The organism is Pseudonocardia sp. ICBG601, assembly GCF_020496245.1.
On the sequence record NZ_JAHLJA010000028.1, the window covers coordinates 14,614 to 28,016 of the forward strand.

Genomic DNA, 13,403 nt, shown 5'->3' on the forward strand with positions numbered 1-13,403 from the left:
ACCGGGCTCCGACGGCGTGAGCGAGCACCGATCCGTCGGTGCGAGCCGGTGGCCGCGGTGCAGCAGTGGTGAGAGGTCGGTGTCCGAGCCCGGCCCGGCGAGGTACCGGGCCCGGACACCGGGTCTCGGGAGGATGCCGGTCAGCCGGACAGGGCCGCCTTGCCCAGGGCCAGGATCAGCGGACGGGCCCCGTCGAGGTCGACGGCGAAGCGGCGGAACCCGAGCCCGTACAGCTGGGCCGCGGCCTCCTCCGGCACCTCGCCCGAGACCCGCATCCCGATCGGCAGGTCCGCCCGGGCGGCGGTCGCGACCGTCGCGAGCAGCGACCGCACCACCGGGTCCAGCGCGGTACGCGGGTCGACCGACAGGAGACCGCGACGCAGGTACTCGTCCAACGGGTCCGCCGTCAGCAGCTGGCGCGCGGGGATCCCGAACACGGCGGACTGCAGCGCCCGCACCTCGACCCACAGGACGTCGACGTCGGCGGCGATCGCCGGTGCACCGGCGGCGGCCCGGGGGCTGGTCAGGTACGCACCCAGCGCGACCGGGTCGGGCACCTCGGCCGCCAGCGCGCGCAGCGCCGCCGCCTCGGCCGGGTCGGACAGGTGCCGCACCGCCAGGTGGACGCCGGTGGTGCGGCCCGCCGCGGCTGCGGCCCGGGTGAGCCCGCGCAGCTGCGCCTCCACCAGCGCCGGACGCCCGAGGGGCAGCGCGAGCTCCGGGTGCCGGGTGGTGACCGCGGCCTGCTGCAGCAGCTCCCGGGCCTCGTCGGCGACGAGGTCGATCGCGCGGACCCCGACCGGGAGGTCGCACGCCTCGGCGAGCAGCGGTGTGAACTCCTGCTCCACGAGCTGCGCGACGCGGCCGAACCGATCCTCCGGGCCCGCGTCGGACAAGAGCTCGGCGACCAGCCCGTCGAGGTGACCGGTGGCGGCGAGGACGTCGTCGACCGCGGTGACCACACCGGTCGCCCCCGCCGCCCGGGCCCGCCCCACATCGGCCGGCAGCGTCACCCGTACCGACACCTCGCAGCCCGACGCCTCCCTGGCGGTGGCGAGGACGGCGCCGAGCGCGCCGGTCGCGGCCGCCGGGGTCGCCACGCCGATCCTGCCGAGGAACAGCTCGCCCCCGGTCCCGTCGAGGGACACCTCGTCGCCCTCGGCGACGGTCCGGCCGCCGACGGTCAGGGTGCGCGCGGCGTCGTCGATGACGATCGCCCCGGCGCCCACCACGCACGCGGTGCCCAGGGCCCGCGCGACGACGGCGGCATGGCTGGTCGAACCGCCGGTGGCGGTCACGATGCCGTTCGCCGCGATCATCCCGTGCAGGTCCGCGGGGCTGGTCACCGCGCGGGCGAGGATCACGTCCTCGCCGGCGTCGGCGCGCTCCTTGGCCCGGTCCGGGTCCAGGACCAGGACGCCGCCGACCTGGCCGGGGCAGGCCCCGATGCCGGTGGTCAGTAGACGGCCCCCGTCCCGGGCCCTGGCGAGGTCGTCGTCGTCGAAACCGGGCCGCTGCACCTGGCGGACCTGCTCGGGGCTCAGGTTGCGCAGCGCCGCGGCCGGACCCACCACTCCTTCGGCGAGGAGGTCCGCGGCGATGCGCACCGCGGCCTCGGGGGTGCGCTTGGCGCTGCGTACCTGCAGGAAGTAGAGGCTGGACCGCTCGACCGTGAACTCGATGTCGAGCACGTCGCCCTGGGAACGTTCGAGATCGGCGCAGGTGGTGCGCAGCTCGTCGAGCAGGTCGGGCGCCAGCGCCCGGTCGACGGGGTCGGGAGTGCGGGTCCCGGCCACGACGTCCTCGCCCTGGGCGTGGGCGAGGTACTCGCCGAACAGCCCGGGTTCACCCGACACCGGGTTGCGGGTGAACACCACGCCGGAGCCGGAGTCGTCGGAGAGGTTGCCGAACACCATCGACTGCACGACCACGGCGGTCCCGAGGTCGTGCGGGATCTTGTGGAAGTCGCGGTAGGTGCGGGCGCGCCGGGTGTTCCAGGACCGGAACACCGCCTCGACGGCACCGAACAGCTGGGCCCGCGGGTCGGTCGGGACGGACTCGCCGTCGGACTCCTCCAGCGCGGCCTCGCACGCCGCCCAGATCCGGTCGTACGCCCCGCCGGGGTCCTCGCGGGGGTCGACGGCGGCGACGAGATCGTCGATGCCCTCGCCCGGGTCGAGCGCGCCGAGCACGGTCTCGGCGTACATGGAGTGGAACCGGGCGGTCAGGTCCGCGACGAACCGGCTGTCGCCGGTGGCCGCACCGAGCGCGACGGCGGCGTCCCGACCGATGCCGAGGTTGAGGATCGTGTCCATCATGCCGGGCATGGAGATCGGTGCGCCGGACCGTACGGACAGCAGCAGCGGGGTCGGCCCGGCGCCGAACGTCTTGCCCGAGGACCGTTCCAGCTCGGTGAGCCGGACGCCGATCTCGTCCGCGAGACCGGTCGGGAGCGCGCCCTCGGTGAGGTAGCTGCGGCAGGCGCTGGTCCCGATGACGTAGCCCGGCGGGACGCGCAGCCCCTGCTGGCTCATCCGGGCGAGGCCGCTGCCCTTGCCCCCGAGCCAGTCGACGTCGGCCGGATCGGCTTCGGCGAAGGTGCGCGTGAACCGCGTGACGGTGGGGGATCCGGTCACCGTCACTCCGTCCGCTCCCGGCCGAGGGTCCGCAGCAGGTCCTCGTGGAACTCGAACCAGATGTTGTGCACCGAGTCGATGGTGGGCGAGGAGACGTACTCGTGGCGGCCCTGGTCGACGAAGCCGATCGCCGCCTCGAACCGCTGCGGGTAGAGCCCGAAGCGGGGGTCGTGCCCGGCGAGCGCGTCGAGCAGGCCGGTGAGCTTGGCGATCAGCTTCTCCAGGCGGGCGATGACCTTGTCGTCGTAGTCGGGGTCGGTGTGGTCGTTGGTGACCTTCCTCCCCCCGACGTCGATCTGCTGCCACGACGACATCGCGACGAGGAACTGCGCGTTGGTCGTCTCGAAGCGATCGACGAGGCCGAGGACCTCATCGTCGGCACGCAGCTGCGCGTAGTGCTCCGCGGCGGCCGCCGCGAGGGCAGGCTCCGCCTCGTCGGTCGGCAGCGCCGAACCACCGGCGACGACGACCAGCCCCCGCCCGACCAGGTCCTCCAGTACCGCGTCGACCCGGTCGGCGGCGACGCCGGACGCCGCGGCGATCACCGAGGTGGTCGCCATCTTCTTCAGCGCGACGACGTCGAGGACGTCGTAGTCCGTCTTGTCCAGCACGGCTGCGGACATGGGTGTCCCTTCACGTGGCCGGGCGACGCGGCGGGGAGCGCCGCGCCGCCCGGTCTGTTCGACTCGTCCGACCTGTGGTCCGCGCGACTACAGCCAGCGGCCCTTGGAGCTGCGCAGGTTCGCCTTGTCGGAGAAGGGCAGGTACCCGGCGCCCGAGAAGATCTTCGACGGCACGGTCTCCTGCGCGAAACCGCGCTTGGTGATGTCGTAGTAGTAGTTCGACACCCGCTGGTCGATCTCCCACAGGTCGTAGTCGCGCACGGCCTTCTCGTAGGTGCCCGCCTTGCGCAGGTGCGGCAGGATCATGTCGATGTAGTAGACGTACTGCCCGTTCCAGATCAGGTCGCGGCGGCACATCTTCGACGTCTTGGTGTAGAGCTTCAGCGTCGCCTGCTGGACCCGGCCGAGGTGCTCGGCGAGGTCGTCGATGGCGACCGGGTTCACCTCGCCCATCGGGGTGTCCCACTTCTGCCGTGAGAAGACCGCGCCGCCGATGATGGCCTCGATGTAGTTCTTCGGGCGGGTGAACGTCGTGGAGATGTCGTTGACCCGGATCTCCTCCAGGCCCATCTTCTCCGGGTCGATGATCATCGCGAGCGTGTAGGAGTAGGGCAGACCGGCGTCCTCGCTGACGTCGGACCAGTGGTAGATCTCCTCGTTCACGAACAGGTCACGCAGGATGAGCAGATTGCCGTCGGGCAGCTCGTAGGGACCGGTGTCGCCCAGGCCGAGCCGGTTGTCGTAGTGGTGCAGGAAGGCCAGCAACTCGGTGGCGGCGTTGAACTGTGTGAACGACCCGTGCTTGGGGCTGCCGGGCTCCAGCGTCTCGATCTGCCCGACCAGCTGGTCGAGGAAATCCTGCTCGTGGATGCGGCAGCGGTAGCGGTCCTGGCTGTTGAGGATGAAGCCGTCCTGCCGCTTGCCCCACAGCACGCGCTGCATGAACTTGAGGATCTCGTTGGACTCGGCCACGTAGTCGTCCGGTCCGATCGCCTCGAGCGCGAGTAGCCCGCAGCGGCCCATGCCGAACCCGACGGCGCCGATGCACCAGTCGTGCACCGAGTTGACCTTGGTACCGATCTCGCGGCGGGCCGAGGCGCCGATGTCCAGGATGCCCTGCGCGCCGACCTCGTCGGTGGTCATGCGGAGGATCTCCGGCCAGCGGTAGAACTCGTGCATGAAGGCCAGGATCTCGTACTCCTGGCGGGGGATCATGCCGCTCACGCCCTCGGTGGCGCGCATGACGAGGACGTCCCAGATGTTCCACGCGAGGTAGTTGTTGAGGTCGTTCAGCTCGTCGATGCTGAACTGCGGATGGAGCACGTCGTCCTTGGAGACCTTCTCCAGGACCTTGCTCTTCGCCCGGGCCTTGAGCATCTTGTCGCCCTTGATCCCGTCGGTGACGGGATCAAGGCCGACGAAGTTGCCGGTGTAGGTGAGGTCCTGGAACCGGAGGCCGTCGTCGCCCTCCTCGTACCGGTGCTTGTAGGTCGCCTTCTTGCCCTCGGTCGTGGTCACTGCGCTGTGCTCCTCTGTCGCGGTTCGCCGGCGTCGTGGAAGGGGTGGCTGCGGTCAGTCGTCGGCGACGACCCGGCCGACCTCGTTGTCGGTGCAGTCGAGCCGGACCTTGCGCCCGTCGAGGGCCGTGGCGATCTCGTCGAAGTGCGAGGGGTCGGTGCTGCCGACGACGTAGCGCGACTCGCTGTCGGTGAGGTGGGCGGTCATCACGCAGGGCGTCTGGAACTCGCGCGACAGGATCCCCAGGTGCGACTCCGGGGCGCCGGACATGGTGATCACGCCGATCGCGCCCATGCTGAGCGCCGGTGCGAGGAACGTGGTCGTCCCACCCTGCACGAGCAGGATGTGCTCGGCGAGCTTCCCGGACTGGATGAGGGAGATGACGTCCGCCGGGGACTGCAGGTACTTGACGGTTCCGCTCGGGGACTTGCCGGTGTCGAAGACGTTGAAGCCCTCGGCCAGGACGTCGGCCATGGAAGTTCCTCCTTGAACTCGGATGACTGTCGCAACTCGCGGGTCTGCCGGTCCCGGCACCTCGACGTTGTGCGGGTCACAGTGCCGTCAATCACTCACCACTCCGATGGAACCCGTGGACAAAACTGACCAGTGAGCTTGTCCTGCGGGGACAGAGTCAGACCAACAGCGACCGGCTGGCCGGCGCTACCTCCGAGAGGGTGGCGGCGGGGCGTCCGCCGTCGAGGCTCCGAGGCGGCGACCGCGGGAGCGGCCGACACCACGTCCGATGCCGGGGAACGTCCGATCAGCCGAGAGCACCGAGGAACAGTCCGGCCACGTAGAGCCGCAGGTCGCGATCGAGCCTCAGGAGAAGTCGAGGACCAGCCGGCCGCGGACGCCACCGGCCTCGAGCATGCGGTGCGCCCGGTGCGCCTGCGCCGCCGGCAGGACCTCCGCCACCCGCAGTGAGAGGACGCCGTCCTCGGCCTGGCGTGCGAGCCGGTCGAGCCCGACGGTGTCGGTGATGCCCCCGGGCGCAACCATGATCGGGCGGACCGTGATGTCGCGTTCGACGGGCCCGCTCCAGCCCTGGAGCTCGACGAGGGTTCCGCCGTCGGCGAGGGCGGGCGTGATCTCGGTGGTCTGCACGGAGCCGTCCACGAGGCCGGGGACCCCACCGGGAACGAGTTCGCGGATGCGGGCTGCGACATCGTTGCCGCGTTGCACGACGTGATCGGCGCCGAACCCGCGCACGAGTTCCGTGTCGACGCTCGACGCGTCCGCGATCACGACCAAGCCGTCGGCCTTGGCCAGCTCGACCGCGTATCCCCCCACTGCCCCGGCGGCGCCGGTCACGGCGACGGAGTCTCCCGGCTGCGATTCGAGTGCGTCGAGGGCGATGCGGGCGGTCATCGCGTTCATCAGCAGCGTGGAGGCAGCCGCGAAGTCGACTCCCGCAGGCGCTGCCACGACCGACTCGGCCGAGACGACGACGTGTTCGGCGTAGCCTCCGCCGCGCGGGCCGGTGAACAGGGGCATCGCGACGACCCGTTGCCCGACAGAGAGCCGCCCGTCGAGCTGCGGGCCGACCTGGTCGATCACACCGGCGACGTCCATCCCGGGTACGAACGGCGGTCGACGACCGGGCATGCGCACGGCATGGCCACCGGTGCGCAGCAGGACGTCCGTAGGACTGACCGCGGCGGCGTGGACGCGGATGCGTACCTCGCCGGCGCCGGCGTGCGGCTCGGGCAGGTCCATGAGCTGCAGGACCTCGGGCCCACCGAACTCGCACATGCCGATCGCCTTCACTGCGACGCCACCTCTCGACGGGGCCGGCAGCGACGCACAGACCACCCGGTCGACTCTTCTTCGATATTTCCAAGAACTTGGAAACACTGCAGAAGCTAGCATGTCGAGGTGGCCGCCATCGAGCGCGATCTGCGCCCCGTACCTGCCGACGACGTCGAGCTCGCGTCCGTGCTGCGAGCCCTGGGCGACCCGGTGCGCCTGGAGATCGTGCGACTCATCGCCGACGGACAGCGCCGGATGACCGGCCAGATCGCCGATCAGGTGGGCCTGCCTGCGTCGACCTGCTCGTACCACCTCAAGCAGCTCTTCACCGCCGGGGTCACCGAGTGCCGCAGCGAAGGCACCGCCCGGTTCCCCGCCCTCCGGCACACCATGCTCGACGAGCGGTTCCCCGGCCTCACCCACGCGATCCTCGCGACGGACCACACCGCGACCGTCCGCTGACGGGCGGCACCACGCCGTCACAACCGACCGTCTGACGTGCGCAGCGGGCCTCAGCGCCCGGTACGGCCGTCGATGCGTTCGCGGAGGATGTCGGCGTGCCCGGCGTGGCGTCCGGTCTCCTCGATCATGTGCACGAGCAGCCAGCGCCGCGACGGGGCCGACCTCCGTCCCGCGGGCACCGGCGCCGCCCGGTCCAGGTCGGACCAGGTGTCGATGACCGCGTCGGCGCGGGCGACGGCCTCCCGGTAGGCGGCCACGACCTGCTCGGCGGTGTCCTCGTCGCGCGGCCGGAAGGTCGCGGGCCAGTCGCGGACGGCCTCGCCGAGGAAGTAGTGGCGTTCGACGTGCGTCAGGTGCGTGAGCAGGCCGAGCAGGCTGGTCCCCGAGGGGACGCCGGGCTCGCGGGCGGCGGGGTCCCCGACCCCGTCGGCCTTGGCGGCGGCCGCGCCGCGGAGGTGTCCCAGGAACCCGGTCAGGACGCTCTTCTCGTCCGCGGCGTCGCGCGGGAGGGCGGTGTCGTGGTGGCGGGGCACGGTCAGCTCCGGTGGGTGCGGGCGTCGCCGGCGCGGCGCAGGACCAGGACGGTGTCGACGACCGTGGCGGTGCGGCCGTCGGGGCCGCTCGCGAGGCGCGTGGGCTCGTCGGCGCGCTCGACGGTCCACCCGTCGGCGTCGAGACCGATCCCGGCGGCGATCTCCGCGGCGCTGGGGTGGTGGGTGCCGGGGTCCTGGTTCCACGACCAGGGTGCGACGGACCCGTGGTCGACGACGAGGAGCAGCCCGTCCGGGCGCAGTGCGTGGGCGGCGGTCCGCAGCACCGCATCGCGGTCCAGCGTGAACGGGGTGTGCAGGTACTGGGCCGAGACCAGGTCGAACGTCCCGTCCGGGAACGTCGTCGCGAGGTCGTGGCGCTCGGCGCGGATCCGCTCGGCGAGCCCGTGGGCTCGGGCGCGGCGCCCGAGCCCGTCGACGGCGGTGGCGGAGATGTCCACCGCCGTGACGTGCCAGCCGCGTCGGGCGAGCCAGATCGTGTCGCCCCCGGCGCCGCATCCGAGGTCGAGCGCCGTTCCCGGTGCCAGCGGGCCGGCGACCTCGGCGAGCAGGGGGTTGACGCGGGCCTCTGCCCCGTCGTGGCGGCGGTACAGCTCGTCCCAGAAGGTCTCGGGATCGGACGCGGTCGGCATGGGGTCCATCGGTCGTTCCTCCGGAAGGTGTGGGCATGAGGTCGGACGGGTGGCCGTCACGACAGGAAGGTGAGCAGCTCAGCGAGGACGAACCCCGGGTTCTCCTCGGGCAGCCAGTGCCCGCTGCCGGGCACCTCCACCGCGCGGACCAGGTTCGGCAGGCACAACTCGACGGACGGTCTCGTCGACTCCAGCAGCCCCTGGGCGGTCATCAGCATCGTCGGCGTCGGGACGGGGGCGGCCGCGGTGTTGTCACGCTCGTCCCGGTCGAGCGCCCGGTAGAGCTCGAAGCCGCCGCTCAGGACCTGGGGTCGGCTGTAGGTCCGGGTGAACTCGTCGATCTCCCGCTCGTCGAACGGCGGCGCCGTGCGGCTGCCGCCGAAGCTCTCCCCGTCGAGCGCGACCTGGGCGTAGAACAGGCTCAGGTACTCGCGCACGTCGTCGGCGACGACGGCCTCGGGCACGACCCGCTTGGCGTGGAAGGCGATGTGCCAGCTGAACGTGCGGTACCTCGCGGCGCTGAGCGCGGGCCCCGGCAGTGGGTAGTCGAGGTGGGCGTAGCGCAGGACCTCGTCCGGGTACTGGGCCGCGTACCGGAACCCGACCCCGGCACCCAGGTCGTGCCCGACGAGGCGGACCTCGCGCACACCCAGGTGATCGGCGACCAGTCCGTGCACGTACCGGGCGAGGGTGGCCTTGTCGTAGCCGGTGGGGACACCCTCGCTGTCCCCGAGTCCCGGCAGGTCGACCGCGTAGACGGTGTGGTGCTCGGCGAGGGCGGGCATGATCGGCCACCACGCGTACCAGGACTGCGGCCATCCGTGCAGGAGCACCACGGGCGGGCCGGTCCCGCCGGCGACGTAGTGCATCCGCACCCCGTCGACGTCGGCGAACCCGTGCCGGAACGTGCCGTCGAACTCGGGGTCGTCCCGGGTGGCGGCGTCGAACCCGGTCGCACCGGGCGGCACCGGTGCCGGGCCGGTGTCCGGGACGCCGCCGGTCCCGCAGCCGGCCGCGAGGACCAGCACGGTGAGGGCGACGACCACGCCATGACGTCGTGGGCCCTGCCCACCGCCCCTGCCGCGGAGGACTGCTCGGAGGAGGTTCACCTCCGCAGCATCGGCGCCCACCTACCCGAGCTGCAAGAAATCTTGCGAATCGGCAATCCGGTGGTGCGGACGGCCCCGCAGCGACGTGCTCGCCGGGGCCACGTCCGCGTCGTGCTCACGCGGGAGGGTGCGGCGCAGGGTCGTGACCGTCGCCGGCCGGGCGACGCCCGATCCGTTCCGCGACGGCGACGGTCTCGTCGGAGGTGTACGCGCCGCGGGTGCCGGAGATCGACATCCCGGCCGCCGCCGCGAGCGTCTTGAGCGGGTAGGGCCGTGGCGTGACGAACTCGCGGCCGTAGGCGATGAGCATCCGCATCCGGTCCTCGGCCTCCCGCATCTCGGTGCGCGCACGATCGATCTCGTTCAGCAGGACGTCCCCGTGCGGAGGCTCGCCGCCGCCGTCGGCGACGCGGAGGTAGCGCTGGAGGACCTCCCGCTGCCGGACGACCTCCTCGCGCACGGCCTCCTGCCCTGCTCGTGCCGGATCGTCCGCGTCCGGCGGGGCGGCCGGAGGGACCGGAAGGATGATGTCGATGATGTCGTCGGTTCGGTCCCGTCTGTTCACCGCTCCAGCGTGCGCCACCGGTTGCGCTGACCGCAATCGATTTCGGTGACCGCACTACTCCTGTGCATGCCGCCCGGCGTCGTCACGACCCAGGGCCGCCAGGGGGCCGGTGACCCGCAGATCGGTCCGCCCCGGCGGGAGGTGGACGCCGCACCGGGCGAGCGCGGCGGTGACGACGGGGCGCAGCGCACGCAGCCCGCCGTCGGCGATCTTCACGGCGACCGAGGTGCCGTCGGGCAGCGCGGCGACGGTGACGGCCTCGAAGCCGTCCTTGGCGAGCAGCCCCGGTACGGCACGCATCAGCGCGGTGACCGGACGCCGGGACCCGCCGACGAGCTCGGGGTGCCGACGCATCCCGGCCGCGACCAGGCCGTCCGGGGTCTCCGGGTCGGCCGTCACGAGCCGGGCCAGCGCGCCGGCCAGCCCCCGCAGCGAGATGGCGAACAGCGGTGCGCCGCAGCCGTCGACGGCGGTCCTGGCGACCGCAGCGCCGGTGAGGTCCTCGACGGTCTCCCGGATCGCCGTCTGCAACGGGTGCCGCGGGTCCAGGTAGCCCTCGGTCGGCCAGTCGCGCAGCACACAGGTCCGCAGCATCGCGGCGTGCTTGCCGGAGCAGTTCTGCGCCAGCTGCGACGCGGACCGGCCCGCGGCGAGCCAGGCGTCCCGCTCCTCGGGGTCGTAGGGCAGGTCGGCGGGGTTGCGCAGCGCGTCGACGCCGATCGGGCCGAGCAGCGCCCGGACGGCGCCGAGGTGGGCCTGCTCGCCGGAGTGGCTCGCGGCGGCGATCGCGAACCCGGCGGGCCCGGCCGCAGCCCGAGCCGGGCCATCGCCGCCGCCTGCAGCGGCTTCGCCGTCGAGCGAGGGTAGAACGCGACGTCCGGGTCCCCCGCGGCGAACAGCGTCGAGCCGTCCGGGGCGAGGACCACGACCGAGCCGTGGTGCACCCCCTCGACCATGCCGTCACGCAGCAGGTGCACCAGCGGCTCGTGGGCCGGTACCCCGATCCTGGGTGGGACGGCCAGCTGGGTCATTCCGTGTCGTCCTCTCCGGCCGGGGTGCCGTGGCCCGTGGTCCGGGTGGCCCCGCTCATCGGGTCGCGCCGCCCTCGCGGACGATCCCGGCCAGCGTCCGTTCGACGTGGCCCAGGTGCGCGGTCATCTCGGCGGCGGCGCGCTCCTGGGAGCGCTCCGCGATCGCGGCGACGATCCGCCGGTGCTCGACGTTGGACTGCTCGCGCCGGTCGCCCAGCTTGTTGAGGAACGACGACTGCGCGGCCAGCGCCTCCCGGATCTCCTCGATGACCTTGGTGAACGCCGGGTTCCGCGAGGCCCGCGCGATCGTGATGTGGAACAGCGAGTCCAGCGCGACCCAGGTGGCGTCGTCGGTCTCGGCGTCCATCCGCCCGACCAGGTGCCACAGCTCGTCGAGGTCGGCGTCCTCGTGCCGCAGGGCGGCGTAGCCCGCGACCGGGATCTCGACGTGCCGGCGGACCTCGACGAGGTCACGGGCGCTGTAGGCACCGAAGGTCGGGTCGTCGGTCGGACCGGTCGCGGCGACGAAGGTGCCCCGCCCGGTCCGCGACTCGGTCAGCCCGAGCGCCTGCAGACCCCGGAGCGCCTCGCGGACCACCGACCGGCTGACCTCGAACTCCGCGCTCAGCGCCGCCTCGGCGGGCAGCTTGTCGCCGACCTGGTACTCGCCCCGCTCGATGGTGGCGCGCAGGTGGGACAGCACGGCCTCCATCGCGCTGACGCGACGGGGACCGTGCTGTCCGACTGTCCGGCTGTCTGACAGGTTCACGATGCACGAGGGTGCTGGGCGGGGCGGCCGCTGTCAAGGGACCGGGGGCGACCGGTCAGCGCGACGCGGATGCCCCCGGCCCCGTTCTCGACATGCCTCAGTCGAGGATCTCGACCAGCCCGCTTCCGCCGTCCACCAGGACCCGCCGGCCGTCCGGGATCAGCCGGGTCGCGTGCTCCACCCCGACCACCGCGGGCAGACCGTACTCGCGGGCGACGACGGCACCGTGGGTCATCCGCCCACCGACCTCGGTGACCAGCCCGGCGATCGTCACGAACGCCGGTGACCAGCTGGGATCGGTGTAGGCGGTGACCAGCACGTCCCCGGGTTCGAGTGCGGCGCCGGACAGGTCGGCGACGACGCGGGCGCGGCCCTCGACCGTCCCGGCCGACACCGCGAGCCCGGCGAGCGCTCCGGGCGGCACGTCGTCGCGGTGGTAGGAACCCTGGAGGCACTCGCCGTCCGAGGTGAGCACCCGCGGCGGGGCCAGCGTCTCGTGCACGGCGAACTCCGCCCGCCGGGTGCGCACCAGCGCGAGGTCGGCGTGCCCGGTCCGCGAGACCTGCTCCAGCTCGTCGAACCGCAGGTAGTAGGCGTCGGTGCGGTCGTCGAGCACCCCCGCGGCGACGAGCCGGTCGGCCTCGGCGAGCAGCGCGGCCCGGTAGATCGCGTAGCGGGAGACCATGCCGAACTTCGGGAACTCGCGGTAGCCGATGAAGGTCCGCAACCGTTCGATCATCAGCGCCGTCGCCGCGGCGCGGGCTTCGCCGTCGACGCCTGCGCGCAGCCGGGCCAGCAGGTCGTCGCGGGTCGCCTCGGCCTCGCGGCGGCCCTCGTCGAACCGGCGGCGCCCGGCACCGGGCTCCTCGCCGTCGACGTGACCGAGGATCAACGGCACGAGCGCGGCCGGCCGCTCGTGCCACCGCGGCCGGGTGATGTCGATCTCGCCGACACAGCGGGCCCCGTAGGCGTCGAGCCAGCCGAGGATCGCGTCCCGGGCCACCGTGCCGCCCTCGACCGACGGCAGCCGCTCCAGCACGTCGTCGTCGGCCCGGCGCAGCAGCGCCACCGCCTCCGGGTACGGGCGGATCGCGTCGGCGACGCCGAGCAGCGCGAGCCCCATCTGCGAGGTCACGTTGTCGGGCACCGACCGGGTCAGCACGTCCGACGGCCGCTCCCCCAGCCACTCGCCGACGTGCTCGTCGATCCAGTACGCCGCGTCCATCGCGGTCATGAACACCCGGGTGCTGCGCGGGTTGCTCAGCCGCGCCCGCAGCTCGGGGATGTCCTCGCGGATCGCGGTGAACAGCTCCGGCCCGACGCGGCCCCGGATCCGGCGGGCCGCCTCCGCCACCGAGGCCCTGCCCTCGGCCACCAGCTCGGCGACCGGTGCGGGGTCCGGGTCGAGCGGCTCCGTGGTCGGCGCACCGTGCACCGGCGCGGGCACCGCCGGGTCCGCACCGAGCTCGACCACGCCGCGGTCGAGCACGGTGCGCAGCGCGTCGGCCATCAGCGGGTCCGACCGGCCCATCACCGCGAGCAGGCCGGCACGTCCGGAGGGGGTGCCCAGGGCGTCGGTGACGTCGACGAACAGCCGCCCGCCCGCCCGCCTCGGCCATCGGGCGCGGCGTCGTCATCTGCCACACCGACAGCCCGAGCGGGCGCATCGCATCGGTCATCATCTGCTGGTAGCCGACCGACAGGTAGACGTGGAAGCGGTCGTCGTCGGTGTCGGGCACCGGGAACAACGTGGTGATC

Annotated in this window: 12 protein-coding genes and 1 pseudogene; 1 reads left to right on the forward strand and 12 read right to left on the reverse strand. The window is 72.9% G+C overall.

Features of this window, described 5'->3' with window-relative positions:
* Positions 1 to 140: 140 nt before the first annotated feature.
* From KPL57_RS10280 to KPL57_RS10300, 5 genes are all read right to left on the reverse strand, one after another.
* Entirely contained in the window at positions 141 to 2,636 is a 2,496-nt protein-coding gene (locus KPL57_RS10280; RefSeq protein WP_226351413.1) for a pyruvate, phosphate dikinase, read from the reverse strand.
* Between the two features lie 2 nt (positions 2,637 to 2,638).
* Entirely contained in the window at positions 2,639 to 3,259 is a 621-nt protein-coding gene (locus KPL57_RS10285; RefSeq protein WP_226351414.1) for a hypothetical protein, read from the reverse strand.
* An 87-nt stretch (positions 3,260 to 3,346) separates the two neighbouring features.
* Positions 3,347 to 4,777 (reverse strand): hypothetical protein, encoded by a 1,431-nt coding sequence (locus tag KPL57_RS10290; RefSeq protein ID WP_226351415.1) that lies wholly within the window; start codon positions 4,775 to 4,777, stop codon positions 3,347 to 3,349.
* Positions 4,778 to 4,831: 54 nt separating this feature from the next.
* Positions 4,832 to 5,251 (reverse strand): PEP-utilizing enzyme, encoded by a 420-nt coding sequence (locus tag KPL57_RS10295; RefSeq protein ID WP_226351416.1) that lies wholly within the window; start codon positions 5,249 to 5,251, stop codon positions 4,832 to 4,834.
* A 345-nt stretch (positions 5,252 to 5,596) separates the two neighbouring features.
* The gene (locus KPL57_RS10300; RefSeq protein WP_226351417.1) at positions 5,597 to 6,631 is read right to left on the reverse strand and encodes an NADP-dependent oxidoreductase; all 1,035 of its coding nucleotides are present in this window, start codon (positions 6,629 to 6,631) and stop codon (positions 5,597 to 5,599) included.
* Positions 6,632 to 6,652: 21 nt separating this feature from the next.
* On the opposite strand from KPL57_RS10300, the gene KPL57_RS10305 reads away from it, so the two are divergent.
* Positions 6,653 to 6,988 carry a helix-turn-helix transcriptional regulator gene (locus tag KPL57_RS10305; protein ID WP_226351418.1) on the forward strand — a complete coding sequence of 112 codons (336 nt, stop codon included), beginning with the start codon at positions 6,653 to 6,655 and terminating at the stop codon, positions 6,986 to 6,988.
* A gap of 50 nt (positions 6,989 to 7,038) precedes the next feature.
* On the opposite strand, the gene KPL57_RS10310 is transcribed toward KPL57_RS10305, so the two are convergent.
* The 7 genes and pseudogenes from KPL57_RS10310 to KPL57_RS10340 form a co-directional block, all read right to left on the reverse strand.
* Positions 7,039 to 7,521, reverse strand: coding sequence for a DinB family protein (locus tag KPL57_RS10310; RefSeq protein ID WP_226351419.1), 483 nt, complete (start codon positions 7,519 to 7,521; stop codon positions 7,039 to 7,041).
* 2 nt (positions 7,522 to 7,523) lie between these two features.
* Positions 7,524 to 8,180 carry a class I SAM-dependent methyltransferase gene (locus KPL57_RS10315; RefSeq protein WP_374203686.1) on the reverse strand — a complete coding sequence of 219 codons (657 nt, stop codon included), beginning with the start codon at positions 8,178 to 8,180 and terminating at the stop codon, positions 7,524 to 7,526.
* 47 nt (positions 8,181 to 8,227) lie between these two features.
* Positions 8,228 to 9,217, reverse strand: a complete 990-nt coding sequence (locus KPL57_RS10320; protein WP_226351420.1) for an alpha/beta fold hydrolase — start codon at positions 9,215 to 9,217, stop codon at positions 8,228 to 8,230.
* Positions 9,218 to 9,395: 178 nt separating this feature from the next.
* Positions 9,396 to 9,845 (reverse strand): hypothetical protein, encoded by a 450-nt coding sequence (locus KPL57_RS10325; RefSeq protein ID WP_226351421.1) that lies wholly within the window; start codon positions 9,843 to 9,845, stop codon positions 9,396 to 9,398.
* 54 nt (positions 9,846 to 9,899) lie between these two features.
* Positions 9,900 to 10,876, reverse strand: a pseudogene (locus KPL57_RS10330) (asparaginase).
* Between the two features lie 55 nt (positions 10,877 to 10,931).
* Positions 10,932 to 11,588 carry a FadR/GntR family transcriptional regulator gene (locus KPL57_RS10335; RefSeq protein ID WP_226351422.1) on the reverse strand — a complete coding sequence of 219 codons (657 nt, stop codon included), beginning with the start codon at positions 11,586 to 11,588 and terminating at the stop codon, positions 10,932 to 10,934.
* A 154-nt stretch (positions 11,589 to 11,742) separates the two neighbouring features.
* Entirely contained in the window at positions 11,743 to 13,176 is a 1,434-nt protein-coding gene (locus KPL57_RS10340) for a PEP-utilizing enzyme (protein WP_226351452.1), read from the reverse strand.
* Between the last annotated feature and the right edge of the window lie 227 nt (positions 13,177 to 13,403).

Excerpts from the sequence above, each read along its gene's own strand:
- KPL57_RS10295 (WP_226351416.1), bottom strand. The coding sequence starts at position 5,251 with ATGGCCGACGTCCTGGCCGAGGGCTTCAACGTCTTCGACACCGGCAAG.
- KPL57_RS10285 (WP_226351414.1), bottom strand. The coding sequence starts at position 3,259 with ATGTCCGCAGCCGTGCTGGACAAGACGGACTACGACGTCCTCGACGTC.
- KPL57_RS10315 (WP_374203686.1), bottom strand. The coding sequence starts at position 8,180 with ATGGACCCCATGCCGACCGCGTCCGATCCCGAGACCTTCTGGGACGAG.
- KPL57_RS10335 (WP_226351422.1), bottom strand. The coding sequence starts at position 11,588 with ATGGAGGCCGTGCTGTCCCACCTGCGCGCCACCATCGAGCGGGGCGAG.
- KPL57_RS10340 (WP_226351452.1), bottom strand. The coding sequence starts at position 13,176 with ATGGGCCGGTCGGACCCGCTGATGGCCGACGCGCTGCGCACCGTGCTC.